This window comes from Pseudomonas sp. DrBHI1, assembly GCF_002205115.1.
GTDB classification, from domain to species: Bacteria; Pseudomonadota; Gammaproteobacteria; order Pseudomonadales; family Pseudomonadaceae; genus Aquipseudomonas; species Aquipseudomonas mosselii.
Genome location: NZ_NIBE01000062.1, coordinates 46731 through 71848, shown reverse-complemented (window position 1 = coordinate 71848; position 25118 = coordinate 46731). Strand labels below are relative to the sequence as shown.

The following is a 25118-nucleotide window of genomic DNA, read 5'->3' as shown; positions in this document are numbered from 1 at the left end:
GGAGAGTTCCTCCAGCGTCACCGGCTCGCCCAGCTTGGTCTGGGTGGTGGCGTAGTCGACCAGGGTCTGGGTTTTTTCCCGGGCAGACTCTTCCGGCAGGTCTTCTTTCTCGACGAAGTCGCTGAAGGCCTTGAGCAGGGTGCGGGTTTCACCCGGGCCGTCGACGCCTTCCTGGCAGCCGATGAAGTCGCGGAAATAATCCGAGACCTTCTTGCCGTTCTTGCCCTTGATGAACGAGATGTACTGCTTGGAGTTTTGGTTGTTCTTCCACTCGGACAGGTTGACCCGCGCCGCCAGGTGCAACTGGCCCAGGTCCAGGTGGCGCGACGGTGTGACGTCGAGTTCGGCGTTCACCGCCACGCCTTCGCTGTGGTGCAGCAGGGCGATGGCCAGGTACTCGGTCATGCCCTGCTGGTAATGGGCGAACAGCACGTGGCCACCGGTGGAAAGGTTGGACTCTTCCATCAGCTTCTGCAGGTGCTCGACGGCGACGCGGCTGAAGGCGGCGAAGTCCTTTTCCTCATCCAGGTACTGCTTGAGCCAGCCGCTGAACGGGTAGGCGCCGGACTCGCCATGGAAAAAGCCCCAGGCTTTGCCTTGCTTGGCGTTGTAGCTGTCGTTGAGGTCGGCCAGCAGGTTCTCGATGGCGTCGGAGGCTGCCAGTTCGCTGTCGCGCGCATGGAGCACGGCGGGGCTGCCATCGGGCTTCTTGTCGATCAGGTGAACGATGCAATGACGGATTGGCATGGAATTCTCGGTGGTCTGAGCGGTGAAAAGCCGCGCTGCAAAAGTCGCTCAGTTTACCTCAGGGCGGGGGCGATGCAGTGGCCAGATATTGGCACAAATGGCGGTTGTTCGTTTTTTGTTCATTTTTTTGCGATTTTTCCGAAAACCCCCGAAAAACCTGCACAAAATCAATGTCGACAGCGGATATTTCTCGATTCCTGTGGTAGCTTTGCGCGGTCTTGCGCCCCTTGGGTGGCGCATTGCTGGCAGATCGCTTGCGCGGTGTCGAACCAAACGCCGATTTGCGTATCTACATACGCGATCGACGCGGCCTCTGGATTGTCCCGGGCTGGCCCGACCACCGACCTAGCATGCTGCACAACCTCTGATTTGATAGGGAAGGAACACCACCATGGCACTGACCAAAGACCAACTGATTGCCGACATCGCTGAATCCATCGACGCGCCGAAAACCACCGCGCGCGCTGCTCTGGAGCAACTGGGCCAGATCGTTGCCGACCAACTGGAAAACGGCGCCGAAATCACCCTGCCAGGCATCGGCAAGCTGAAAGTCTCCGAGCGTCCTGCCCGTACCGGCCGCAACCCTTCGACTGGCGCTGCCATCGAAATCGCTGCCAAGAAAGTCGTCAAGTTCGTTCCAGCCAAAGTGCTGACCGACTCGATCAACAAGTAATTGTTGATGCGTTGACGAAACCGCGCCCGGCTTGCCCGGGCGCGGTTTTTTCATGCCTATGATTTGCGCGCGGCATGCCATTGCTGGCGTGCGCTGTCGTCCTGGAAGCTCCAGGCGACCATGCGGCTCTGCTTCTGCCCCTGGCCCATCTCGACGATGCGCACGGCCTTCACCCCGGCCTTCTTCAAGGCCGCCTCGATGCCCGGCAGGTTGCTGGCCTTGGACACCAGGCTGGTGAACCACAGCACCTGGGCCGCGTACTGCACGCTTTCAGCGACCAGTTGGCTGACAAAGCGGATCTCGCCACCTTCGCACCACAGTTCGTTGTTCTGTCCGCCAAAGTTCAGCACTGGCAGCTTGCGCTTGGGGTCCTGCTTGCCGAGATTCTTCCACTTGCGCTGGCTGCCGCGGGTGGCTTCCTCGCGGGAGGCGTGGAACGGCGGGTTGCACAGGGTGACGTCGAAGCGTTCGTCGGCCTGCAGCAAGCCACTGAGGATGTGCCTGGGCTGCGCTTGCTGGCGCAGGCTGATGGCCTTGTCGAGCTTGTTGGCCTGGACGATGGCCTTGGCCGAGGCCAGGGCCACGCCGTCGATGTCGGAGCCGGTGAAGCGCCAGCGGTAGTCGCTGTGGCCGAGCAGGGGGTAGATGCAGTTGGCGCCGACGCCGATATCCAGGGCGCGCACCTGGGCGCCGCGGGGGATTTCGCCACCGTTGTCTTCGCCCAGTAGGTCGGCCAGTACATGGATGTAGTCGGCGCGGCCGGGGATCGGCGGGCACAGGTAGTCGGTCGGGATGTCCCAGTGCTGGATGCCGTACTGGGCCTTGAGCAGGGCGCGGTTGAACACCCGCACGGCCTCGGGGTTGGCAAAGTCGATGCTGGGCTTGCCGTAGGGGTTGGTGATGGTGAAGCGGGCCAGGTCCGGGTGCGCCTTGATCAGGGCGGGGAAGTCGTAGCGGCCCTGGTGGCGATTGCGCGGATGCAGGGTGGGTTTGTTGGTCATGGTCGGATCCGGTGTTGCAGGCCCTGGGGCTGCTTTGCAGCCCTTTCGCGACACAAGGCCGCTCCCACAGGATAGTGGCGCCTTTCAAGCTGGCGCCGTCCTGTGGGAGCGGCCTTGTGTCGCGAAAGGGCCGCAACGCGGCCCCAGCGGTCTATCAGGTTGTTACAGCGCCGCAATCCGCGCATGCTGCTCGGTGAAGTTGGCCAGGGCCTGCTCCGACTCGGCCAGCTTGGCGCGTTCCTTCTCGATCACCGCAGGCGGTGCCTTGTCGACGAAGGCGGCGTTGGACAGCTTGCCACCCACGCGCTGGACCTCGCCCTGCAGGCGCTGGATCTCCTTGCTCAGGCGCGCAAGTTCCGCGTCCTTGTCGATCAGGCCGGCCATCGGCACCAGCACCTGCAGGTCACCCACCAGCGCGGTGGCCGACAGCGGCGCTTCGTCCTGCTCACCGAGCACGGTGAACGACTCGACCTTGGCCAGTTTCTTCAGCAGGGCTTCGTTTTCCTGCAGGCGATGCTGGTCGTCGGCGTTGGCGTTCTTCAGGAACAGCGGCAGCGGCTTGCCCGGGCCGATGTTCATCTCGGCGCGGATGTTGCGCAGGCCCACCATCAGCTCCTTGAGCCACTCGATGTCGCCTTCGGCGGCGGCGTCGATGCGGCTTTCATTCGCTTCAGGCCATGGCTGCAGCATGATGGTCTTGCCTTCGATGCCGGCCAGCGGCGCGATGCGCTGCCAGATCTCTTCGGTGATGAACGGCATGAACGGGTGCGCCAGGCGCAGGGCGACTTCCAGCACGCGCACCAGGGTGCGACGGGTGCCACGGGCGCGCTCGACCGGGGCGTTCTCGTCCCACAGCACCGGCTTGGACAGCTCCAGGTACCAGTCGCAGTACTGGTTCCAGATGAACTCGTACAGGGCCTGGCTGGCCAGGTCGAAGCGGAATTGCTCGAGCTGACGGGTAACCTCGGCTTCGGTGCGCTGCAGCTGCGAGATGATCCAGCGGTCGGCCAGCGACAGCTCGTAGGCCTCGCCGTTCTGGCCGCAGTCCTCGCCCTTGTCCAGCACGTAGCGGGCGGCGTTCCAGATCTTGTTGCAGAAGTTGCGGTAGCCTTCGACGCGGCCCATGTCGAACTTGATGTCACGACCGGTGGAGGCCAGCGAGCAGAAGGTGAAGCGCAGGGCGTCGGTGCCGTAGCTGGCGATGCCTTCGGGGAACTCGGCCTTGGTCTGCTTGGCGATCTTCTCGGCAAGCTTGGGCTGCATCATGCCGCTGGTGCGTTTTTCCAGCAGGGCGTCGAGGGTGATACCGTCGACGATGTCCAGCGGGTCGAGGACGTTGCCCTTGGACTTGGACATCTTCTGGCCCTGGCCGTCGCGGACCAGGCCGTGCACATAGACGGTCTTGAACGGTACCTGCGGGGTGCCGTCCTCGTTCTTGATCAGGTGCATCGTCAGCATGATCATCCGGGCGACCCAGAAGAAGATGATGTCAAAGCCGGTGACCAGCACGTCGGTGGAGTGGAATTTCTTCAGGAACTCGGTCTGTTCCGGCCAGCCCAGGGTGGAGAAGGTCCACAGGCCCGAGCTGAACCAGGTGTCGAGCACGTCGTCGTCCTGACGCAGTTTTACCTCGCTGCCCAGGTTGTGCTTGGCGCGCACTTCGGCCTCGTCGCGGCCGACGTAGACCTGGCCGGCCTCGTCGTACCAGGCCGGGATGCGGTGGCCCCACCACAGCTGGCGGCTGATGCACCAGTCCTGGATGTCGCGCATCCAGGAGAAATACATGTTCTCGTACTGCTTGGGTACGAACTGGATGCGGCCGTCTTCCACGGCGGCAATGGCAGGCTCGGCCAGCGGCTTGGTGGAGACATACCACTGGTCGGTCAGCCACGGCTCGATGACGGTGCCGGAACGGTCGCCCTTCGGGACCTTCAGGGCGTGGTCGTCGATGCTGACCAGCAGGCCCTGGGCGTCCAGGTCGGCGACCATCTGCTTGCGCGCGACGAAGCGGTCGAGGCCGGCGTACTGGGCTGGCAGCGAGGTGTCGATACCTTCGTTGACGCTGCCATCGAGGTTGAACGCCTGCACGGCGGCCAGCACGGTGGCGTTCTTGTCGAAGATATTGAGCAGCGGCAGGTTGTGGCGCTTGCCGACCTCATAGTCGTTGAAGTCGTGGGCCGGGGTGATCTTCACGCAGCCGGTGCCGAACTCGGGGTCGCAGTAGTCGTCGGCGACGATCGGGATGCGGCGGCCGACCAGCGGCAGTTCGACGAACTTGCCGATCAGCGCCTGGTAGCGCTCGTCGGTCGGGTTGACGGCGACGGCGACGTCACCGAGCAGGGTTTCCGGACGGGTGGTGGCGACCACCAGGTGGTCCTTGCCTTCGGCGGTCTTGGCGCCGTCGGCCAGCGGGTAGCGCAGGTTCCACAGGTGGCCCTTCTCGTCGTGGTTCTCCACTTCGAGGTCGGAAATCGCCGTGTGCAGCTTGGTGTCCCAGTTGACCAGGCGCTTGCCGCGGTAGATCAGGCCGTCCTCGTGCAGGCGCACGAAAGCCTCTTTGACCGCTTCCGACAGGCCGTCGTCCATGGTGAAGCGTTCGCGGCTCCAGTCCACCGACGAGCCCAGGCGGCGGATCTGGCGGCTGATGTTGCCGCCCGATTGATCCTTCCACTCCCAGACCTTCTCCAGGAACTTCTCACGACCGAGGTCGTGACGGTTCTGGCCCTTGGCTTCGAGCTGGCGCTCCACCAGCATCTGGGTGGCGATACCGGCGTGGTCGGTGCCCGGTTGCCACAGGGTGTCGCGACCCTGCATGCGGCGGAAACGAATCAGCGCGTCCATGATCGCGTTGTTGAAACCGTGGCCCATGTGCAGGCTGCCGGTCACGTTCGGTGGCGGGATCATGATGGTGTAGGACTCGCCTGCACCTTGTGGAGCGAAATAGTTCTCGGACTCCCAGGTGTTGTACCAGGAAGTTTCGATGGCGTGCGGCTGGTAGGTCTTATCCATGCGCGGCGGGACCCTTAGGCATTAATTCGGGAAAGCCGGGAAGTATAACCAAGCTGCGCGCTTCAAGACAGGTGTAGCGCCCATCGCGGGGCAAGCCCGCTCCCATGTGTTGTCGTGGGAGCGGGCTTGCCCCGCGATCCGGACGAATGGTTACTCGGAGCGCTTGAGCAACCGCTCCAGCCGTGCATCGAGGCGACGCTTGATTTCGGTCTCGATGTGCGGGGTAAAGTCGTTGATCACGTCCTGCATGATCAGTTGCGCGGCGGCGCGCAGTTCGGCGTCCAGGTGCAGCAGGGTGTCCTGGCGGCGGGTCTGGGCATCCTCTTCAGGTGCCGGGGCCGCTACCGGCGCTGCCTCGGCGACGGGCGGCGCAACGCTCGGCTCGTCGAGCAACAGGGGAATCTGCTCCACCGTCTCGGTCAGCAGCGGCGGTTGCAGGTCGGCGTCGCCCAGCAGCTCGCGGATCGACTCGAGGTCGTCGAGCAGGTGGGCGGAATGGGTCAGGGAGTTCAGCTGCTTGTCCATCGTCGTCAGAGTCGCTGTAAGCGGTGATCTTGCAGAGCATAGCCCTGTTCGCGGTAGAAACGGAATCGCTCGCGGGCGGCCAGGCGGATGGCCGGTTCCTCGACGACGATCTCGGCGACCCGCTCGAACTGGCCGACGAAGGCGGGAACATCGCCGCCCAGGTTGATCAGCAGGTCACGGTGTTCGCCGGCATCAGTGCCGACACCCAGCGCGACAATGGCGTCCGGGTGCTGTTCGGCGTGGTCGTGGGGCACGAAGGCCTCGCCCTTGAACTGCCACAGGCGCAGGTCGAGCTCGCTGCGTTGTGCCTCGTCCTGGCAATGCAGGTAGATCCGGTGGCCGAGGCGCCAGGCCTTTTCACACAGCTTGCAGGCGAAACCCAGCCGCACCGACAGCGAGTCGCTGGGCAGGATGTAGAAATCGACTTTGCTCATGATCGTTCAGTGCCGACCGGTGGCGCGCGGGGCGCCACCGATCTTGCGCCATCAGGCGCCGGCGCGGTCCAGCAGGTACTGGGTGAGCAGCGGCACCGGACGACCCGAGGCGCCCTTGTCCTTGCCGCCGCTGATCCAGGCGGTGCCGGCGATGTCCAGGTGCGCCCAGTGGTAGGCCTTGGCGAAGCGCGACAGGAAGCAGCCGGCGGTGATGGTGCCGGCCTTCGGCCCACCGATGTTGGCAATGTCGGCGAACGGGCTGTCCAGTTGCTCCTGGTACTCGTCGAACAACGGCAGCTGCCAGGCGCGGTCGTCGGCACGCTTGCCGGCGTCCAGCAGTTGGCCGACCAGCGCGTCGTCGTTGCCCATCAGGCCCGAGGTGTGGCTGCCCAGGGCGACGATGCAGGCGCCGGTCAGGGTGGCGATGTCGATCACCGCCTGTGGCTTGAAGCGCTCGGCGTAGGTGAGGGTATCGCACAGCACCAGGCGGCCTTCGGCGTCGGTGTTGAGGATCTCGACGGTCTGCCCGCTCATGGTGGTGACGATGTCACCCGGACGGGTGGCGCCGCCGCTCGGCATGTTCTCGGCGCAGGCCAGCAGGCACACCAGGTTGATCGGCAGTTGCAGCTCGAGCACGGCGCGCAGGGTGCCGAACACGCTGGCGGCGCCGCACATGTCGTATTTCATCTCGTCCATGCCGGCGCCGGGCTTGAGGCTGATGCCGCCGGTGTCGAAGGTAATGCCCTTGCCGACCAGCACGAACGGTTTCTCGCTCTTCTTGCCGCCCTGGTAGTTGAGCACGATCAGCCGCGGTGGCTGGTCGCTGCCCTGGCCCACGGCGTAGAACGCGCCCATGCCCAGGTCCTTGATCTTCTTCTCGTCCAGCACCTCGACCTTGAGGCCTTTGTGTGCCTTGCCCAGGTCCTTGGCCTGCTCGGCGAGGAAGCTCGGGTGGCAGACGTTCGGCGGCAGGTTGCCCAGGTCGCGGGTGAAGGCCATGCCGGTGGCGATGGCGCTGGCGTGCTTGACGGCGCGCTCGGCCTCGGCCTGGCCAGCCTTGGCGGTGAGCAGGGTGACTTTCTTGATGGCGCGGGGTTCGGCCTTCTGGCTCTTGTAGCGGTCGAACACGTAGTTGCCGTCGAGCAGGGTCTCGGCCAGCAGGCGGTATTTGCCGTAGTGGCCGTCGCGGCCGGTGACGGCGATGTCGTCCAGGGCCAGCACGGCGTCGCTGCCGCCCAGTCCCTTGAGTACGCCGGCAACACTGGCGACCAGCTTGCGCCAGGCGCGATCGCCGAGGGCTTCGTCCTTGCCGCTGCCGACCAGCAGCACGCGCTCGGCCTTCAGGCCCGGCAGGCTGTGCAGCAGCAGGGTCTGGCCCGGCTTGCCGGCCAGGTCGCCACGCTTGAGCAGCGCGCTGATCGCGCCTTCGCTGGCCTGGTCGACGGCCTTGGCGGTGGCGCCGAGCTTGCGCCCTTCACCGACGGGTACGACCAAGGTCGCGGTCTTGACGGATACAGCGGCTACGCTCTTTACAACCAATTCCATGTCTGGGGTCCCCGAATGATCTGTCTGTCAGTGGGCGCTGTCTTGTGCAGGCGCTCGGAACACGCGGCTGGCGGGCGATGCCTGCCAGCGGAAAAGCTGCCAGTTTGAGCCTGCCGCGAGCACAATGACAACCCCGATATGCGCCATGCTGCGTGGCCAAGTGACAGGCGCGGTCAATCACAGGATAATGCGCGCACTTTTACATGGAGGTTCGCCTTGGCGAACCGGCATTGGTCTTGGCTGTCCGAATCGTTCGTTTGGCTGTCCGCCCCTGACAACCCAGGAGTGTCTGGTTTGATCGTCTTTCGTTATCTGTCCCGCGAGGTCCTGGTGACCTTGAGCGCCGTCAGCGCCGTGCTGCTGGTGATCATCATGAGCGGGCGCTTCATCAAATACCTGGCCCAGGCGGCCCAGGGCGCGCTCGATCCAAGCGTGCTGTTCATGATCATGGGGTTCCGCCTGCCGGGCTTCCTGCAACTGATCCTGCCGCTGGGGCTGTTCCTCGGCATCCTGCTCGCCTATGGCCGGCTCTATCTCGAAAGCGAGATGACCGTGCTGTCGGCCACCGGCATGAGCCAGCAACGCCTGCTGACCGTGACCATGGTGCCGGCGGCGCTGGTGGCCCTCTTGGTCGCCTGGCTGAGCCTGAGCCTGGCGCCCCTGGGCGTTGCCCAGGTGCAGAAGATCATCGCCCAGCAGGATGCCCTGACCGAGTTCGACACCCTGGTGCCGGGCCGTTTCCAGACCTTGCGCGACGGCTCCCGGGTGACCTACACCGAGCAGTTGTCCGATGACCGCATCAAGCTCGGCGGGGTGTTCATCTCCGAGAAACGCTTCAACCAGGACAAGACCAAGGACCGCGCGCCTTCGGTGCTGGTCGCCGAAAAGGGCCACCAGGAAGTGCAGGCCGACGGCAACCGTTACCTGGTACTGGAGAACGGCTACCGCTACGACGGCAACCCAGGCCAGGCCGACTACCGGGCGATCAAGTACGACACCTACGGCGTGCTGCTGCCCAAGCCGGAAGTCGCCGAGGAAGTCACCGAGCGCGAAGCGATCCCGACTTCCGAACTGTTCGGGCAGGAAGGCATTCGCGAGCGTGCCGAGCTGCAATGGCGCCTGTCGCTGCCACTGCTGGTGTTCGTCGTGACGTTGCTGGCGGTGCCGCTGTCGCGCGTCAACCCACGCCAGGGCCGCTTCCTCAAGCTGCTGCCGGCGATCCTTTTGTACATGGCCTATCTGACGATGCTGATTTCCGTGCGTAGCGCCCTGGAGAAGGGCAAGCTGCCCATCTCGCTGGGCATGTGGTGGGTCCATGGCCTGTTCCTGCTGATCGGCCTGGCGCTGATGTACTGGGAGCCGCTGCGTCTCAAGCGCGCTGCCCGTCGTGCGGAGGTGGCCCGTGGTTAAACTGGACCGCTACATCGGCAAGAGCGTGCTGCTGGCGATCGTCGCCGTGCTCGGCATCATCCTCGGCTTGGCGTCGCTGTTTGCCCTGATCGACGAACTGAATGACCTGAGCGCGACCTACACCTTCCTGGACGCTGGCAGCTTCGTCCTGCTGACCGCCCCTCGGCGGCTCTACGACATGCTGCCGATGGCGGCCCTGATCGGCTGCCTGATCGGCTTGGGCAGCCTGGCCAGCAGCAGCGAACTGACCATCATGCGCGCCGCCGGTGTGTCCATCGGTCGCATCGTCTGGGCGGTGATGAAGCCGATGCTGGTGCTGATGCTGGTCGGCCTGCTGATCGGCGAGTACGTGGCCCCGGTAACCGAGAACAAGGCCCAGGCCGACCGTTCGTTGGCCCAGGGCGGTGGCGAGGCGCAAAGCTCCAAGCGCGGTATGTGGCACCGCCAGGGCGAGGAGTTCGTGCACATCAACTCGGTGCAGCCCAATGGCCTGCTGCTGGGCGTGACCCGCTACCGCTTCGACGCCGAGCGCAAGATCCAGACCTCCAGCTTCGCCCGCCGGGCGCAGTACGTCGAAGGCAAGTGGATGCTCAACGATGTCTCCACCACGTACTTCCGCGGCGACCACACCGAAGTGGTCAAGAGCCCCGAGGAAGTGTGGGACGTCTCGGTGACGCCGGAGCTGCTCAACACCGTGGTGCTGGCGCCGGAGTCGCTGTCGATCACCGGGCTGTGGGACTATATCCATTATCTGGCCGACCAGGGGCTGAACAACTCGCGCTACTGGCTGGCGTTCTGGACCAAGGTCCTGCAGCCGCTGGTCACCGCGGCGCTGGTATTGATGGCGATCTCGTTCATCTTCGGCCCGCTGCGTTCCGTGACCCTGGGTCAGCGCGTGTTCACTGGCGTGCTGGTGGGCTTCGTGTTCCGCATCGCCGGGGACCTGCTGGGGCCATCGAGCCAGGTGTTCGGCTTCCCACCGTTGCTGGCAGTGGTGATCCCCGCTGGGATCTGCGCGCTGGCCGGATTGTGGTTGATGCGCCGGGCGGGTTGATGGCCTGAGCCACACAAAGAAGCCGACCCTGGGGTCGGCTTTTTTGTGCGCAACATGACGATGATGTCCGCCCAGGCTACTTCTTGCGCTTGGGCAGGCGCACCAGCTGGGTCTCGGAGTAGATGTCGTGCCAACTGCGCTGCCGCTTGTCGATCAGCGACCAGAAGAACCCCAGCCCCAGGCACAGCCACGAGGCGATCGACACCAGAAAGCGCAGCAGCGCCTGCCACAGGCTGATGGCGCTGCCGTCGGCGTTCTGCACCCGCACCCCCCACACCTGCATGCCCAGGGTCTGGCCGCCGTGGGTCCAGAACTTGGCGAAGAAGCCGAACAGGGCGAACAGCAGGATCGTCGACAGCAGCGGGTCGCCATCCAGCGCGCCGGCTTCTGTCAGCTCACGCATGCGCGCCTCACCGATGATCGCCATCTGGATCATCTTGTAGGCGCCGGCGGTGACGATCAGCAGGGCGGTGCACAGCAGGAAGTCATAGAACATCGCCGCCAGCCGGCGACCCAGGCCGACGGGGGGGAAATCACCCTGGGGTGAGAGCAGGGGCTTGGACATGCAGGACGGCTCCGAATGGCGAGGCCGCCATTCTACGGGCAAAAAAAAACCCCTGCACTTGGCAGGGGCTTTTTGAGTCGGGTAATCGCTTATGCGACAACCTGAACTTTGTCAGCCTGCAGGCCTTTCTGGCCTTGCACGGCTTCGAAGGTGACTTTCTGGCCTTCTTTCAGGCTCTTGAAGCCGTTGCCTTCGATGGCACGGAAGTGAACAAACAGATCAGCACCGCTTTCTGGGGTGATGAAGCCGTAACCTTTTTCGTCGTTAAACCACTTGACGGTACCGTTCTGACGAGTCGACATTGTCTTTCTTCCTATGAAACTCAATTTTAATGACAGTTACTTTCGCATCATTTTTTATGCGAAAGATTACCGGGCTGGGTTGCAGGAAAGTAAGAGACGTCGAACGGGTTGTAGCAGATTGCGGCTACTGGCCCAGGTCACGAACTGTTGCGACCCATGCAAACACAGTGCGATGACTCTACGCCAACTGCCGAGCGAAAAACAAGCCCTTCCAGCGGGTGAAAATCAGGGTTTTCCCGATAACCGAACGATTTGTCGGAAACGGCGTGGCGCCTGGGCTGGCGCTATGTTCAGAAGTTATTGGACAGGTTCGAAAACGAATATGTCGAACCCGTCCAATCCACTCATTCAGCCACGGTAGTAACGTTGTGCCACGAAAGGCATTTTGCTGACCTTCAGGGCAACTTGCTTGCCACGGACGACGGCAAACAACGCCGTGTCGAGGGCCGCATGTTCGCTATCGACATAGCCCATGGCCACGGGCGCGCCGAGCGTCGGACCGAAGCCGCCGCTGCACACTTCGCCGACCACCTTGCCAGCCTGGTCGACGATCTGCGCGCCCTCACGCACAGGCGTGCGTTCCTGGGGCAGCAGGCCGACCCGCTTGCGCGCCACGCCAGCCTGTTGCTGGGCGAACACGGTGTCGGCGCCAGGGAAGCCGCCCGCGCGGGTGCCATCGGCGCGGCGCACCTTGGAGATGGCCCACAGCAGGCTGGCCTCGATCGGGGTGGTGGTGGTGTCCATGTCGTGGCCGTACAGGCACAGGCCGGCTTCCAGGCGCAGCGAGTCGCGCGCGCCCAGGCCGATCGGCTGGACCTCGGGCTCGGCCAGCAAGCGGCGGGCCAGGGCTTCGGCGGCGGCGGCCGGCACCGAGATCTCGTAGCCGTCCTCGCCGGTGTAGCCCGAGCGGCTGACGAAGCAATCGTTGCCGAGCAGGCTGACCGGGCGGAACTGCATGAAGGTCATGCCGGCCACTTCCGGGGCCAGGCGTTCCAGCACCTTGACCGCCGCCGGGCCTTGCAGGGCGAGCAGGGCGCGCTGCTCGAACAGTGGCTGGATCTCGCAGCGATCACCGATATGGTTGCGCAGGTGCGCCAGGTCCTGGTCCTTGCAGGCGGCGTTGACCACCAGGAACAGGGTGTCGTCACCGAGGTTGGCGACCATCAGGTCGTCGAGGATGCCGCCCTCGGCGTTGGTGAACATGGCGTAGCGCTGCATGCCCACCGGCAGGTCGACGATGTCCACCGGCACCAGGGTTTCCAGGGCACGGGCGGCGTCGCTGCCGCGCAGGATGATCTGACCCATGTGCGAGACGTCGAACAGGCCGGCCTGCTCGCGGGTATGCAGGTGCTCCTTGAGCACGCCCAGCGGGTACTGTACCGGCATGTCGTAGCCGGCGAAGGGCACCATGCGTGCTCCCAGCTCCAGGTGCAGGGCGTGCAGTGGGGTCTTGTGCAGTGTTTCGGACATCGGTGACTCCTCGTTTTTGTTCGGGTCAACATTCGATGATGTTGACGGCCAGACCGCCGCGGGCGGTCTCCTTGTATTTGCTTTTCATGTCGGCGCCGGTCTGGCGCATCGTGCGGATGACCTTGTCGAGTGAGACGTAATGCTGCCCGTCGCCGCGCAGGGCCATGCGCACCGCGTTGATCGCCTTCACCGAGCCCATGGCGTTGCGCTCGATACAGGGCACCTGCACCAGCCCGCCGATGGGGTCGCAGGTCAGGCCCAGGTTGTGTTCCATGCCGATCTCGGCGGCGTTTTCCACCTGCTGCGGGGTACCCCCCATCACTTCGCACAGGGCGCCGGCGGCCATCGAGCAGGCCACGCCGACCTCGCCCTGGCAGCCGACCTCGGCGCCGGAGATCGAGGCGTTTTCCTTGTAGAGGATGCCAATCGCCGCCGCGGTGAGCAGGAAGCGCACCACGCCGTCCTCATTGGCACCGGGGACGAAGCGCATGTAGTAGTGCAGCACCGCCGGGACGATGCCGGCCGCGCCGTTGGTCGGTGCGGTGACCACGCGGCCGCCGTAGGCGTTTTCCTCGTTCACCGCCAGGGCATAAAGGTTGACCCAGTCGAGCACCGACAGCGCATCACGCAGGCTCGCCTCCGGATGGCGGCTGAGCTGGCGATACAGTGCCGGCGCCCGGCGCTTGACCTTGAGCCCGCCGGGCAGGATGCCCTCGTGGCGGCAGCCGGCCTCGACGCAGTCCTGCATCACCTGCCAGATGCGCAGCAGGCCGGCACGGGTCTCGGCTTCCGGGCGCCAGGCGGCTTCGTTGGCCAGCATCACCTGGCTGAACGAAAGGTGCTGCGCGGTGCAATGGCCGAGCAGTTCCTTGCCGGTCTTGAACGGGTAGGGCAGCACGGTGCTGTCTTCGACGATGCGGTCATGGCCCGCCGCGTCCTCGTCGACCACGAAGCCGCCCCCCACCGAGTAGTACTCGCGGCTGCGGATCTGCAGCCCGGCCTGGTCGAAGGCACGGAAGATCATGCCGTTGGGGTGGTAGTCCAGCGGCTTGCGGATCATCGCCAGGTGCTGCTTCTCGACGAAGACGATTTCGTGCTCGCCGAGCAGGCGCAGGTGGCCGCTGTCGCGGATCGCCTGCAAGCGGGCTGGGATGGACTCGGTGTCGACGGTATCGGGGTGTTCGCCTTCCAGGCCCAGCAGCACGGCCTTGTCGCTGCCGTGGCCCTTGCCGGTGGCGCCGAGCGAGCCGTACAGCTCGGCCTTGACCGTGGCCGTACCGGCCAGCAGGCCATCACGGCGCAGGCCTTCGGCAAAGCGCGCGGCGGCACGCATCGGCCCGACCGTGTGCGAGCTGGAGGGGCCGATGCCGATCTTGAACAGGTCGAAGACGCTCAGGGACATGGTGCAACCTCCTGGGTGAGTCGGCATGCGCGGGAGTGGACTGCGTGGGAGCGGGCTTGCCCCGCGATAGGGCCGATACCGCAAATCGCGGGGCAAGCCCGCTCCCACAAAGCCTGCTCCCACAGGCTCACTCCTGCATGGAAGAGCTATCAGACGTCCTGATAGCTCTCGATCGACGGGCAGGCGCAGACCAGGTTGCGGTCGCCGAACACGTTGTCGACGCGGCCCACCGGTGGCCAGTACTTGCCTTCCACCAGGCTCGGCAGCGGGTACACCGCCTGCTCGCGGCTATAGCCGTGGGTCCATTCGCCGGCCAGCTCCGCCGCGGTGTGCGGGGCGTTCTTCAGCGGGTTGTCGTCCTTGTCCAGGCTGCCGTTCTCGACGGCGCGAATCTCCTCGCGGATCTGGATCATCGCGTTGCAGAAGCGGTCCAGTTCCTCTTTGGACTCGCTTTCGGTCGGTTCGATCATCAGCGTGCCGGCCACCGGGAAGGACATGGTCGGGGCGTGGAAGCCGAAGTCGATCAGGCGCTTGGCCACGTCGTCGACGCTGATGCCGCTGGTGTCCTTGAGCGGACGCAGGTCGAGGATGCACTCATGCGCCACCAGGCCGTTGCCACCGGTGTACAGCACAGGATAGTGCTCTTCCAGGCGGCGGGCGATGTAGTTGGCGTTGAGGATCGCCATCTGCGAGGCGCGCTTGAGACCGGCGCCACCCATCATGCGAATGTACATCCAGGTGATAGGCAGGATGCTGGCGCTGCCGAAGGGTGCGGCACAGACCGCGCCCTGGGTGTTTTCCAGCGCGGCGTGACCGGGCAGGAACGGCGCCAGGTGCGACTTGACGCCGATCGGGCCGACGCCCGGGCCGCCACCGCCGTGGGGGATACAGAAGGTCTTGTGCAGGTTCAGGTGCGAGACGTCGCCGCCGAACTTGCCCGGGGCGCACAGGCCGACCATGGCGTTCATGTTGGCGCCGTCGATGTACACCTGGCCGCCGTTGTCATGGATGATCGCGCAGATCTCGCCGATGGCTTCCTCGAACACGCCGTGGGTCGACGGGTAGGTGATCATGATCGCCGCCAGGCGCTCACGGTGCTCGATGGCCTTGGCGCGCAGGTCGTCGATGTCGACGTTGCCACGGGCGTCGCAGGCGGTGACCACCACGCGCATGCCGGCCATGTGCGCGGTGGCGGGGTTGGTGCCGTGGGCCGAGGACGGGATCAGGCAGATGTCGCGGTGGCTGTCGCCGCGGCTGCGGTGGTAGGCGCGGATCGCCAACAGGCCGGCGTACTCGCCTTGGGAGCCGGCGTTGGGCTGCAGCGACACGGCGTCATAGCCGGTGGCGGCGCAGAGCATGGCTTCCAGCTCGGTAGTCATCTGCAGGTAACCCTGGCTCTGCTCGGCCGGGGCGAACGGGTGCAGGTTGCCGAACTCGGCCCAGGTCACCGGGATCATCTCGCTGGCGGCGTTGAGCTTCATGGTGCACGAACCCAGCGGGATCATGCTGCGGTCCAGCGCCAGGTCCTTGTCGGCCAGACGGCGCAGGTAGCGCATCAGCTCGGTTTCGCTGTGATAGCGGTTGAACACCGGGTGCTCGAGGATTGCCGACTGGCGCAGCAGGCCGGCCGGCAGGCGCACGGCGATGGTGTTGGCCAGGGCGGTGAAGTCAGGGATGGCCTGGCCGTCGGCGAACAGCTGCCACAGGGCCTCGACATCGGCCTGGGTGCTGGTTTCGTCCAGCGACAGGCCCAGCTGGGCGGCGTCGACCTGGCGAAGGTTGATGCCTTGGGCGCGTGCCTTGTCGTGCAGTGCGCTGGTGCTCTCTCCCGTGGCCAGGGTCAGGGTGTCGAAGAAATCGCCGGTGACGACCTTGATGCCCAGCTTGGTCAGGCCGGTAGCGAGGATCGCGGTCAGCGCGTGGGTGCGTTCGGCGATCCGCTTGAGGCCGGCTGGGCCGTGGTACACGGCGTACATGCTGGCAATGTTGGCGAGCAGCACCTGGGCGGTGCAGATGTTGCTGGTGGCCTTCTCGCGGCGGATGTGCTGCTCGCGGGTCTGCATGGCCAGGCGCAGGGCGCTCTTGCCGAAGCGGTCGATCGATACGCCGACCAGGCGGCCCGGCATGTCGCGCTTGAACGCATCGCGGGTGGCGAAGTAGGCCGCGTGCGGGCCACCGAAGCCCAGTGGCACACCGAAGCGTTGGGCGCTGCCGATGGCCACGTCGGCGTCGAATTCGCCCGGCGGGGTGAGCAGGGTCAGGGCCAGCAGGTCGGCGGCCACGGCCACCAGGGCGCCGGCGGCGTGGAAGCGCTGCACCAGTTCGCGGTAGTCGAACACGTCACCGTTGCTGCCCGGGTACTGCAGCAGGGCGCCGAAGAAGGCGCTGACGTCGCCCAGTTCACGCTCGTCGCCCACCACCACCTCGATGCCCAGCGGCTCGGCGCGGGTGCGCAGCACGTCGAGGGTCTGCGGGTGGCAATGCACGGAGGCGAAGAAGGCGTGGCTGGCCTTGTTCTTCGACAGGCGCTTGCAGAAGGTCATGGCCTCGGCGGCGGCGGTGGCTTCGTCGAGCAGCGAGGCGTTGGCGATCGGCAGGCCGGTGAGGTCGCTGATCAGGGTCTGGAAGTTCAGCAGCGCTTCCAGGCGGCCCTGGGAGATCTCGGGTTGGTACGGGGTGTAGGCGGTGTACCAGGCCGGGTTTTCCAGGAGGTTGCGCAGGATCGGTGCCGGGGTGTGGGTGTTGTAGTAGCCCTGGCCGATGTAGCTCTTGAACAGCTGGTTCTTGCTGGCAATCGCCTTCAGCGCGGCGAGGGCGTCGGCCTCGCTCTGGCCGTCGTCGCTGCCGAGCACGCTGGTGCCCTTGATGCTGTCGGGGATGACGGCGGCGGTCATCGCTTCCAGCGAGTCGAAGCCCAGGGTGGTGAGCATGGCCTGCTCGTCAGCGGCGCGCGGGCCGATGTGACGGGCGATGAACTCGTTGGCGGTGCCGAGGTTGATGGTCATGATGCGGTACCTCAGGCGTCGTCGTTGGCTTTGAGCAGGCGGTCGTAGGCGTCCTGGTCGAGCAGGGCGTTCACTTCGCTCATGTCGGCAGGGATGAAGCGGAAGAACCAGCCTTCGCCCAGCGGGTCTTCGTTGACCAGCTCGGGGCTGTCGTTCAGGCCTTCATTGACAGCGACCACTTCACCGGTGAGCGGCATGTACACGCCGCTGGCGGCTTTGACCGATTCCACGGTGGAGGCTTCGGCGCCCTTGTCGTACTGCTGCAGCTCCGGCAGTTGCACATAGACCACGTCGCCAAGGGCGTTCTGGGCGTAGGCGGTGATGCCCACGGTGACGCTGCCGTCAGTTTCGACGCGCAGCCATTCGTGATCTTCGGTGAAACGCAACTCGCTCATGGGAATTCCTCGGGAAGCAGGGGGCGTTGGGCGCGGTAGGCTCCGCGCTCTTAAGGTTGGAATTCCCTTAGCAATAATGCGGCCAGCTACTAAAAATCCTTACTAATCAATTACTTGTCTAAATATAGTAGGATTTTTGTCATTTTTATGGAACGAAATCGATACAGGTAGGCCGGGAATCAAAAGCGTTGCGGGATCAAACCCTTGCAAAGACGCATGCAAATGGGTGTGTACCGATATCGATACGGTGTAATGAAATCGATACAATTGATGCGCCTGCTTCAACCTCTGGTTGGGATTCCATATTTGCGCAAGCGCTGGGCGATGGCCGTGTGCGAAGTCTGCAAGCGTCCCGCCAACTGCCGGGTCGAGGGGTAGCTGGCATACAGCCGCTGCAACAGTTCGCGCTCGAAATCCCCCACCGCCTGTTCCAGGCTTGCTACCTCGCCATCCTGCCCACGGGCCACCGAGGTGCCGGCGATGTCGAGGTCGCCGATGTCTACCAGGTTGCTTTCGCAGATGGCCGCAGCACGGAAGATCACGTTTTGCAGCTGGCGCACGTTGCCCGGCCAGGGGTTGGCCAGCAGTGCGGGGTGCGTGGCCGGGGCCAGGCGGCAGGCCGGGCGCTGGATCTGGGTGCAGGCCTGCTGCATGAAGAAATGCGCCAGCGACAGGATGTCCTGGCCGCGCTCGCGCAGCGGTGGCACCTGCAGGTTGAGGACATTGAGGCGGTAGAACAGGTCTTCGCGGAAGGTGCCCTCGGCGACCATGCGTTCCAGATCGCGGTGAGTGGCGCTGATGATGCGCACATCCACTTTCACCTCGCGGTCACCACCGACCCGGCGGAAGCTGCCGTCGCTGAGAAAACGCAGGAGCTTGGCCTGCAGGTAGGGCGACATCTCGCCGATCTCGTCGAGGAACACCGTGCCCTGGTTGGCCAGCTCCATCAGCCCGGGCTTGCCGCCACGTTGCGCGCCGGTGAAGGCGCCGGGGGCATAGCCGAACAGTTCACTCTCGGCCAGGCTCTCGGGCAGCGCCGCGCAGTTGAGGGCCAGGAACGGCGCGGCATGGCGGCTGCTGATGGCGTGGCAGGCACGGGCCACCAGTTCCTTGCCGGTGCCGGTCTCGCCGTGCACCAGCAGTGGCGCATCGAGGGTGGCCACGCGCAAGGCGCGGGCCTTGAGGGTGCGGATTGCCGGTGAGTCGCCGAGCATGGCGTCGAAACCCTCGGCGTGATCGTGGTGCAGCGCCGACAGGCGCTCGCCCATGCGGTTGGGCGGGTAAAGGGTCAGCAGGCCGCCGGCGTGGGTGATCGGCGTGGCATCGAGCAGTAGGCTCTGGCCGTTCAACTGCATTTCGCGCATGGGCAGGTGGAAATTGTTGTCCAGCAGAGCCTGGAGCAGGTCCGGATCACCGAACAGTTCGCCCACCGAACGCCCGGCGGACTCACGTCCGCACAGGGCGATCAGCGCCGGGTTGGCCAGCAGCACCTTGCCCGCGCTGTCCACCGCCAGCACCGGGTCGCTCATGGCGGCGAGCAGGGCGTCGAGCTGCAGGTGGCGGCGCTGGCCGGGGAGGATGTCGACCACTTCCACCGACTGCACGCCGTGCACCTCGAGCAGGGCGTCGTGCAGCTCTTCAAGCACGGCGGGGCTCAGGGTCGGGGCGTCGATGTAGACGTTTGGCGGGACCATCTCCACGGCATCGAGGTTCAGGTTGCGGGCGCCGAGCAGGGCCAGGACTTCCTGGGTGATGCCGACGCGGTCGATGAAGCTGACGTGGATGCGCATGATGAGAGAGGCTTTGGCCGGGATGGGCGTCAGTATGCCTCGGCCATGGTGGAAACCCAATCGCGGGGCAAGCCCGCCACCCCGTGGTTTGTGGGAGCGGGCTTGCCCCGCGATTGGGATTACTCCAGATGGTCGGGCCTGATCGGGTCGCCCGACTTCACATCCAGCGTGGTGCGAATGTCTTCGAACATGTAGTCATACAGCTTGTGCGGCGAGCCGAGGTTCTCGAACTTCTTCGGTGGCGGCAGGTACGACTGGGCCTTGCGGCTCAACTGCATCAGAAAACTCGGCAGTACCTGGTCCTTGGCCAGGAAGAATTTCTCATCGACGGTCTTGCCCTCGATGTGGCCGTGCATGCGGAACTGGATACCTCTGCCTTCCTTGGGGTCGGTCGCCGCCTCGTATTCGATATTGAGGTCGTAGCTGTGGTCGTTGGTGTTCAGCGCGGTGCGCTCAATGTGTACATGACCGGGCGCGTACTGGGCCATGGCAGACTCCTCCGGAAGGTTGAAAACGGCGGGCGCCCGGCGCCCGCCAACTGCATTCAACGGTAGCTGATACCGGGCTTGGCGGTGGAAACCCGCGTGCCGGCGGTGCCCTTGAAGATGTTCTCGATGTTCTCCAGCGAGCTGATCACCGCCACCTTACCGGTGTGACGGGCGAAATCGCAGGCGGCCTGGACCTTCGGTCCCATGGAGCCGGCAGCGAAGCCCAGCTTCTCGAGTTCGTCCGGGTGGGCCTGGGCGATGGCCTTCTGCGTCGGCTTGCCGAAATCGATGTACGCCGCATCGACGTCGGTGGCGATGATCAGCAGGTCCGCTTCCAGTTGCTCGGCCAGCAGGGCAGAGCACAAGTCCTTGTCGATCACCGCCTCGATACCCTTGAGCTTGCGGTTTTCGTCGTACAGGGTGGGGATACCACCGCCGCCGGCGCAGATCACGATGCTGCTTTTTTCCAGCAGCCACTTGATCGGGCGGATCTCGAAGATGCGTTTGGGTTTTGGGCTGGCCACCACGCGGCGGTACTTGTCGCCGTCGGGCTTGACCACCCAGCCTTTTTCCTTGGCCAGGCGCTCGGCCTCGTCCTTGGCGTAGACCGGGCCGATGAACTTGGTCGGGTCCTTGAACGCCGGGTCGTTGGCGTCCACTTCGACCTGCGTCAGCAGGGTGGCGAACGGCACCTCGAAGTCCAGCAGGTTGCCCAGCTCCTGTTCGATCATGTAGCCGATCATGCCCTCGGTCTCGGCGCCGAGCACGTCCAGTGGATAGGCTTCATCTGCCTTGTACGACAGCCCCTGCAGGGCCAGCAGGCCGACCTGCGGACCGTTGCCGTGGGCGATGACCAGTTCGTTGCCGGGGTGGATCTTGGCGATCTGTTCGGTGGCAGTGCGGATATTGGCGCGCTGGTTGTCGGCGGTCATCGGCTCGCCGCGGCGCAGCAGGGCGTTGCCGCCCAATGCAACAACGATACGCATGGGAAATGTCCTTTGGCGCAAATGTAATAGTCTGGTCGGGACCTGTGGGAGCCGGCAAGCCGGCTCCCACAGAGTCAAGGCCGCTGTCAGAGATCAGCCAGCGTCGACACCAGGATCGCCTTGATCGTGTGCATGCGGTTCTCCGCCTGCTCGAAGGCGATGCACGCCGGCGACTCGAACACGTCATCGGTCACTTCGATGCCGTTGGCCAGGTGCGGGTACTGTTCGGCGATCTGCTTGCCGACCTTGGTCTCGGAGTTGTGGAACGCTGGCAGGCAGTGCATGAACTTGGTGCGTGGGTTGCCGGTGGACTTCATCAGTTCCTTGTTCACCTGGTAGGGCAGCAGCAGCTTGATGCGCTCACCCCAGGCCTCGACCGGCTCGCCCATTGATACCCAGACGTCGGTGTGGACGAAGTCGACGCCCTTGACCGCGGCTTTCGGGTCTTCGGTCAGGGTGATACGCGCGCCGCTCTCCTCGGCGTATTTCTGGCAGCGCTCGACCAGGTCATCATGGGGCCACAGGGCCTTGGGCGCGGCGATGCGCACGTCCATGCCGAGCTTGGCGCCGATCAGCAGCAGCGAGTTGCCCATGTTGTTACGGGCGTCACCCAGGTAGGCGTAGCTGATGTCGTGCAGCGGCTTGTCGCTGTGCTCACGCATGGTCAGCACGTCGGCGATCATCTGCGTCGGGTGGTACTCGTCGGTCAGGCCGTTGAACACCGGCACGCCGGCGAACTTGGCCAGTTCCTCGACGATCTCCTGCTTGAAGCCACGGTACTCGATGGCGTCATACATGCGCCCAAGCACGCGGGCGGTGTCCTTCATGCTCTCCTTGTGGCCGATCTGCGAGGAGTTTGGGTCGATATAGGTGACGTTGGCGCCCTGGTCGTAGGCGGCGACTTCGAAGGCGCAGCGGGTGCGGGTCGAGGTCTTCTCGAAGATCAGGGCGATGTTGTTGCCCTTCAGGTGCTGCTGCTCGGTGCCGGTGTACTTGGCGCGCTTGAGATCGCGGGACAGGTCCAGCAGGTACTTCAGCTCGCGGGTGCTGTGGTGTTCGAGGCTCAGCAGGTTGCGGTTGTGGATGTTGAACGCCATGACGGTTCTCCTTGGATTCGGTGAGGTGCCCGGCCGCTGTCTCGTGGAGGCGACCGGGTGCGATGGACGTTTAGTAGTCGATAGGGTCGCGCACGATCGGGCAGGTCATGCAGTGACCGCCGCCGCGGCCCCGGCCCAGCTCGCCGGCGCTGATGGTGATGACCTCGATCCCGGCCTTGCGCAGCAGGGTATTGGTGTAGGTGTTGCGGTCGTAGCCGATGACCACGCCCGGCTCCACGGCCACCACGTTGTTGCCGTCATCCCACTGTTCGCGTTCGGCGGCGAAGCTGTTGCCGCCGGTCTCGACCACGCGCAGCTTGACCCCCAGGTGCTCGCCGACCACCTCGATGAACGACTTGTTCTCGCGGCGCACGTCCATGCCATAAGGCTTGCTTTCGTCCGGACGGATGATGAACGGCACGATCTCCTTGACCACTTCCGGGAAGACCGTGACCAGGTCGCGGTCGCAGAAGCTGAACACGGTGTCCAGGTGCATCGCGGCGCGGGACTTGGGCAGGCCTGCGACGATGACTTTCTCCACCGCGCCCTTGGCGAACAGGTTCTGTGCCAGCTGGCCGATGGCCTGGCGCGAGGTGCGCTCACCCATACCGATGAGCACGACGCCCTTGCCGATCGGCATCACGTCGCCGCCTTCGAGGGTGGCGTTGCCATGGTCCTTGTCCGGGTCGCCGTACCAGACCTGGAAGTCGGCGTTGGTGAATTCCTTGTGGAACTTGTAGATGGCGGTGGTCAGCAGGGTTTCCTGGCGTCGCGCCGGCCAGTACATCGGGTTGAGCGTCACGCCGCCGTAGATCCAGCAGGTGGTGTCGCGGGTGAACTGGGTGTTGGGCAGTGGCGGCAGGATGAAGCTGGAGTGGCCCAGGTAGTCGTTGTACATCTTGACCACGCTGGCACCTTCGCTTTCCGGCAGGTCCTGACCGGCCACACCGCCGATCAGGAATTCGGCCAGGTGGCGTGGATCGAGGCCTTCGAGCCAGCTGCGCACTTCATTGGTGAGGCCGACGCCGACGGTGTCGGAGGTGATCTTGCGGTCGAGAATCCACTTCAACGCTTCGGGTTGCTGGACGATGTCGGTCAGCAGGTTGTGCATCTCCAGCACATCGACGCCGCGTTCGCGCATCTTGGTGACGAAGTCGAAGTGGTCGCGTTTGGCCTGGTCGACCCAGATCACGTCGTCGAACAGCAGTTCGTCGCAGTTGCTCGGGGTCAGGCGCTTGTGCGCCAGGCCCGGGCTGCAGACCATCACTTTGCGCAGCTTGCCGGCTTCGGAATGGACGCCGTATTTCTGTTTCTCAGTGGACATGGTGAATCCTCCTGTAAAGCGAAGACGTGGGGTTCAGAGAGTCAGGAAGCCGTCGTACAGGCCGTAAGCTGCCACCAGGGCGCCCGCGACCACGGCGGCGAAGATCAGTTTTTCCACGCTGGTGAAGATCGGTTGGCCAACTTCGCGCTTGGCCTTGGCGAACAGGATCGCGCCAGGGGCGTAGAGCAGGGCCGAGAGCAGCAGGTATTTCACGCCGCCGGCGTACAGCAGCCAGATCGCGTAGAGCAGGGCGATGCCGCCGATGATCAGGTCTTTCTTGCGTTCGGCCAGGGCCTGTTCGTAGGTCTCGCTGCGCACCGCCAGCAGCACCGCGTAGGCTGCCGACCACAGGTAGGGCACCAGGATCATCGAGGTGGCGAGGTAGATCAGCGACAGGTAGGTGCTGTTGGAGAACAGGGTGATGAACAGGAAGATCTGCACCATGGCGTTGGTCAGCCACAGGGCGTTGGCCGGCACATGGTTGGCGTTCTCGCGGCGCAGGAACTCCGGCATGGTGTGGTCCTTGGCGGCGGCGAACATGATCTCGGCGCACAGCAGCACCCACGACAGCAGGGCGCCCAGCAGCGAGATGATCAGGCCGACGCTGATCAGCACCGCGCCCCAGTGGCCGACCACGTGTTCCAGCACCGCGGCCATCGATGGGTTTTGCAGCTTGGCCAGCTCCGGCTGGGTCATCACGCCCAGCGACAGCACGTTGACCAGCACCAGGAACAGCAGCACGGTGACGAAGCCGATGACCGTGGCCTTGCCGACGTCAGAGCGTTTTTCGGCACGGGAGGAGAAGATGCTCGCGCCCTCGATGCCGATGAACACCCACACGGTGACCAGCATCATGTTGCGCACCTGGTTCATCACGCTGCCCAGCTCCGGCGTGCCGACCGCCCAGATGTCCGCAGTGAAGACATCGAGCTTGAAGGCGAACAGGCAGATCAGCGCGAACAGCGCCAGCGGCACGACCTTGGCCACTGTGGTGACCAAGTTGATGAAGGCGGCTTCCTTGATGCCGCGCAGCACCAGGAAGTGCACGGCCCATAGCAGGATCGAAGCACCGATCACCGCCGCCGGGGTATTGCCTTCGCCGAACACCGGGAAGAAATACCCCAGGGTGCTGAACAACAGCACGAAGTAGCCGACGTTGCCCAGCCAGGCACTGATCCAGTAGCCCCAGGCCGAGGAAAAGCCCATGTAGTCACCGAAACCGGCCTTGGCGTAGGCGTATACCCCGCCGTCAAGATCGGGCTTGCGGTTGGCCAGGGTCTGGAAGACGAAGGCAAGGGTGAGCATGCCCACCGCGGTGATGGCCCAGCCGATCAACACGGCGCCGACGCCAGCGCTGGCGGCCATGTTCTGGGGCAGCGAGAAGATCCCGCCACCGATCATCGAGCCGACGACAAGTGCAACGAGTGCACCCAGTTTTAGTTTTCCGGGAGAATCAGACATTTAACGACTCCGTACCAGGAGAAAGTTGACCTCAGAATAAATCTGACGCCTGGATCATTCGCTGACTTAGATCAGTTCATGCCCGCATGAAGATCAGAAAAATCCCTCATGCGCCTCCTGGAGGATGCCGACAGCTCTGACGCAGGCCTTGTGTGCTGGCACCTCCATGTACTTCCAGAGCAAACGCTCCGTTTCGCCTGCGAACTGAGAAGTTAGTCCGTTTTGCGGCTTTCGCAAATTTTTCACAGCAAATAGCGACGGGTTTAGACGAACCGACAAGTAGTCGACTAATGTGGTTTTTATTAAGGTGTCGGGATAGACAGCATGGTTATGAGTGCTATAGGTTTAATGGCTTTATTTGATAAAAAACTTGTAACAATAATGTCGGACAATACGTCGTTCACGCGCGCCTGCGCACGAGGAGCCCCATGAGCG

General features: G+C 64.3%; 21 protein-coding genes. 3 read left to right on the top strand and 18 right to left on the bottom strand.

What is annotated here, in order from left to right:
• On the bottom strand, positions 1–747 hold a 747-nt coding region (gene yejK, locus CC207_RS14705; protein ID WP_256582089.1), incomplete at its 3' end, for a nucleoid-associated protein YejK.
• 391 nt (positions 748–1138) lie between these two features.
• On the opposite strand from yejK, the gene CC207_RS14700 reads away from it, so the two are divergent.
• Entirely contained in the window at positions 1139–1420 is a 282-nt protein-coding gene (locus CC207_RS14700) for an HU family DNA-binding protein (RefSeq protein WP_011535502.1), read from the top strand.
• A gap of 56 nt (positions 1421–1476) precedes the next feature.
• Here CC207_RS14700 and rlmF read toward each other — a convergent pair whose 3' ends face one another.
• The 5 genes from rlmF to CC207_RS14675 form a co-directional block, all read right to left on the bottom strand.
• Positions 1477–2421 (bottom strand): 23S rRNA (adenine(1618)-N(6))-methyltransferase RlmF, encoded by a 945-nt coding sequence (gene rlmF / locus CC207_RS14695; RefSeq protein WP_028692000.1) that lies wholly within the window; start codon positions 2419–2421, stop codon positions 1477–1479.
• A gap of 162 nt (positions 2422–2583) precedes the next feature.
• Entirely contained in the window at positions 2584–5430 is a 2847-nt protein-coding gene (locus tag CC207_RS14690; protein ID WP_088852326.1) for a valine--tRNA ligase, read from the bottom strand.
• A 150-nt stretch (positions 5431–5580) separates the two neighbouring features.
• Entirely contained in the window at positions 5581–5955 is a 375-nt protein-coding gene (locus tag CC207_RS14685) for a hypothetical protein (protein ID WP_028691998.1), read from the bottom strand.
• A gap of 5 nt (positions 5956–5960) precedes the next feature.
• Positions 5961–6389, bottom strand: coding sequence for a DNA polymerase III subunit chi (locus CC207_RS14680; RefSeq protein WP_088852325.1), 429 nt, complete (start codon positions 6387–6389; stop codon positions 5961–5963).
• Between the two features lie 51 nt (positions 6390–6440).
• The gene (locus CC207_RS14675) at positions 6441–7934 is read right to left on the bottom strand and encodes a leucyl aminopeptidase (RefSeq protein WP_028691996.1); all 1494 of its coding nucleotides are present in this window, start codon (positions 7932–7934) and stop codon (positions 6441–6443) included.
• Positions 7935–8228: 294 nt separating this feature from the next.
• Between CC207_RS14675 and lptF the strand changes: the two genes are divergently transcribed.
• Both lptF and lptG read left to right on the top strand, forming a co-directional pair.
• The gene (gene lptF / locus CC207_RS14665) at positions 8229–9344 is read left to right on the top strand and encodes an LPS export ABC transporter permease LptF (RefSeq protein ID WP_062360416.1); all 1116 of its coding nucleotides are present in this window, start codon (positions 8229–8231) and stop codon (positions 9342–9344) included.
• Entirely contained in the window at positions 9337–10398 is a 1062-nt protein-coding gene (gene lptG, locus CC207_RS14660; protein WP_028691994.1) for an LPS export ABC transporter permease LptG, read from the top strand. The genes lptF and lptG overlap by 8 nt, the downstream gene beginning before the upstream one ends.
• A gap of 76 nt (positions 10399–10474) precedes the next feature.
• On the opposite strand, the gene CC207_RS14655 is transcribed toward lptG, so the two are convergent.
• The 12 genes from CC207_RS14655 to arcD form a co-directional block, all read right to left on the bottom strand.
• On the bottom strand, positions 10475–10963 hold the full coding sequence (locus CC207_RS14655; RefSeq protein WP_028691993.1) for an RDD family protein: 489 nt from the start codon (positions 10961–10963) through the stop codon (positions 10475–10477).
• Between the two features lie 89 nt (positions 10964–11052).
• Positions 11053–11265 carry a cold-shock protein gene (locus CC207_RS14650; RefSeq protein WP_069016406.1) on the bottom strand — a complete coding sequence of 71 codons (213 nt, stop codon included), beginning with the start codon at positions 11263–11265 and terminating at the stop codon, positions 11053–11055.
• A 348-nt stretch (positions 11266–11613) separates the two neighbouring features.
• The gene (gcvT, locus tag CC207_RS14645; RefSeq protein WP_088852324.1) at positions 11614–12735 is read right to left on the bottom strand and encodes a glycine cleavage system aminomethyltransferase GcvT; all 1122 of its coding nucleotides are present in this window, start codon (positions 12733–12735) and stop codon (positions 11614–11616) included.
• A gap of 25 nt (positions 12736–12760) precedes the next feature.
• Complete coding sequence (locus tag CC207_RS14640; RefSeq protein WP_062360420.1) at positions 12761–14137, bottom strand: L-serine ammonia-lyase; 1377 nt, start codon at positions 14135–14137, stop codon at positions 12761–12763.
• Between the two features lie 149 nt (positions 14138–14286).
• On the bottom strand, positions 14287–17142 hold the full coding sequence (gcvP, locus tag CC207_RS14635; protein ID WP_069016404.1) for an aminomethyl-transferring glycine dehydrogenase: 2856 nt from the start codon (positions 17140–17142) through the stop codon (positions 14287–14289).
• Between the two features lie 11 nt (positions 17143–17153).
• Entirely contained in the window at positions 17154–17537 is a 384-nt protein-coding gene (gene gcvH / locus CC207_RS14630; protein WP_028691988.1) for a glycine cleavage system protein GcvH, read from the bottom strand.
• Between the two features lie 281 nt (positions 17538–17818).
• Entirely contained in the window at positions 17819–19327 is a 1509-nt protein-coding gene (locus CC207_RS14625; RefSeq protein ID WP_028691987.1) for a sigma-54-dependent transcriptional regulator, read from the bottom strand.
• A 119-nt stretch (positions 19328–19446) separates the two neighbouring features.
• On the bottom strand, positions 19447–19815 hold the full coding sequence (locus CC207_RS14620) for a DUF5064 family protein (protein ID WP_028691986.1): 369 nt from the start codon (positions 19813–19815) through the stop codon (positions 19447–19449).
• A gap of 56 nt (positions 19816–19871) precedes the next feature.
• Positions 19872–20801, bottom strand: a complete 930-nt coding sequence (arcC, locus tag CC207_RS14615; protein WP_088852323.1) for a carbamate kinase — start codon at positions 20799–20801, stop codon at positions 19872–19874.
• An 86-nt stretch (positions 20802–20887) separates the two neighbouring features.
• On the bottom strand, positions 20888–21898 hold the full coding sequence (locus tag CC207_RS14610) for an ornithine carbamoyltransferase (RefSeq protein ID WP_028691984.1): 1011 nt from the start codon (positions 21896–21898) through the stop codon (positions 20888–20890).
• A gap of 70 nt (positions 21899–21968) precedes the next feature.
• Positions 21969–23222, bottom strand: coding sequence for an arginine deiminase (gene arcA / locus CC207_RS14605; RefSeq protein ID WP_028691983.1), 1254 nt, complete (start codon positions 23220–23222; stop codon positions 21969–21971).
• 33 nt (positions 23223–23255) lie between these two features.
• Positions 23256–24683: an arginine-ornithine antiporter gene (gene arcD, locus CC207_RS14600; RefSeq protein WP_069016402.1), complete on the bottom strand. Its 1428-nt coding sequence runs from the start codon at positions 24681–24683 to the stop codon at positions 23256–23258.
• Positions 24684–25118 lie beyond the last annotated feature (435 nt).

Excerpts from the sequence above, each read along its gene's own strand:
- CC207_RS14700 (WP_011535502.1), top strand. The coding sequence starts at position 1,139 with ATGGCACTGACCAAAGACCAACTGATTGCCGACATCGCTGAATCCATC.
- rlmF (WP_028692000.1), bottom strand. The coding sequence starts at position 2,421 with ATGACCAACAAACCCACCCTGCATCCGCGCAATCGCCACCAGGGCCGC.
- CC207_RS14690 (WP_088852326.1), bottom strand. The coding sequence starts at position 5,430 with ATGGATAAGACCTACCAGCCGCACGCCATCGAAACTTCCTGGTACAAC.
- CC207_RS14685 (WP_028691998.1), bottom strand. The coding sequence starts at position 5,955 with ATGGACAAGCAGCTGAACTCCCTGACCCATTCCGCCCACCTGCTCGAC.
- CC207_RS14680 (WP_088852325.1), bottom strand. The coding sequence starts at position 6,389 with ATGAGCAAAGTCGATTTCTACATCCTGCCCAGCGACTCGCTGTCGGTG.
- CC207_RS14675 (WP_028691996.1), bottom strand. The coding sequence starts at position 7,934 with ATGGAATTGGTTGTAAAGAGCGTAGCCGCTGTATCCGTCAAGACCGCG.
- CC207_RS14655 (WP_028691993.1), bottom strand. The coding sequence starts at position 10,963 with ATGTCCAAGCCCCTGCTCTCACCCCAGGGTGATTTCCCCCCCGTCGGC.
- CC207_RS14650 (WP_069016406.1), bottom strand. The coding sequence starts at position 11,265 with ATGTCGACTCGTCAGAACGGTACCGTCAAGTGGTTTAACGACGAAAAA.
- gcvT (WP_088852324.1), bottom strand. The coding sequence starts at position 12,735 with ATGTCCGAAACACTGCACAAGACCCCACTGCACGCCCTGCACCTGGAG.
- CC207_RS14640 (WP_062360420.1), bottom strand. The coding sequence starts at position 14,137 with ATGTCCCTGAGCGTCTTCGACCTGTTCAAGATCGGCATCGGCCCCTCC.
- gcvP (WP_069016404.1), bottom strand. The coding sequence starts at position 17,142 with ATGACCATCAACCTCGGCACCGCCAACGAGTTCATCGCCCGTCACATC.
- gcvH (WP_028691988.1), bottom strand. The coding sequence starts at position 17,537 with ATGAGCGAGTTGCGTTTCACCGAAGATCACGAATGGCTGCGCGTCGAA.
- CC207_RS14625 (WP_028691987.1), bottom strand. The coding sequence starts at position 19,327 with ATGCGCATCCACGTCAGCTTCATCGACCGCGTCGGCATCACCCAGGAA.
- CC207_RS14620 (WP_028691986.1), bottom strand. The coding sequence starts at position 19,815 with ATGGCCCAGTACGCGCCCGGTCATGTACACATTGAGCGCACCGCGCTG.
- arcC (WP_088852323.1), bottom strand. The coding sequence starts at position 20,801 with ATGCGTATCGTTGTTGCATTGGGCGGCAACGCCCTGCTGCGCCGCGGC.
- CC207_RS14610 (WP_028691984.1), bottom strand. The coding sequence starts at position 21,898 with ATGGCGTTCAACATCCACAACCGCAACCTGCTGAGCCTCGAACACCAC.
- arcA (WP_028691983.1), bottom strand. The coding sequence starts at position 23,222 with ATGTCCACTGAGAAACAGAAATACGGCGTCCATTCCGAAGCCGGCAAG.
- arcD (WP_069016402.1), bottom strand. The coding sequence starts at position 24,683 with ATGTCTGATTCTCCCGGAAAACTAAAACTGGGTGCACTCGTTGCACTT.